Raw genomic sequence first — 284 nt, forward strand, 5'->3', positions numbered from 1 at the left:
TCGCCGATCGAAGCTATAAGGTGATTCTTCGGTAATCCGGAGAGTTGATCCTCTTGGTGAGGCGTAAATTATTCAAAAACGGCTGCCCTTTTCAGTATCGAAAACGGCAGCCGTTTTTGCGTAAAAAATAAAAATGAATATCCGTATATTTGCCCAGAAATAATTATCTTTGCAAAAAAAATAAGGCAATGACACTGATCGATTTTTTATCTCACTTTCCAGACGAAGAAAGCTGCAAGCAAAAGTTTAAGGCATATCGCGACCAAGTAGGAGTTGTTTGTTCC

At 39.1% G+C, this 284-nt stretch carries 1 pseudogene; it reads left to right on the top strand.

Going from position 1 to position 284, the window contains the following annotated elements:
• Positions 1 to 188: 188 nt before the first annotated feature.
• Positions 189 to 284, top strand: a pseudogene (locus tag Tanf_RS14860) (IS1595 family transposase); the annotation flags it as partial.

Origin of the sequence: Tannerella forsythia (assembly GCF_001006485.1) — a bacterium.
GTDB lineage: Bacteria > Bacteroidota > Bacteroidia > Bacteroidales > Tannerellaceae > Tannerella > Tannerella forsythia.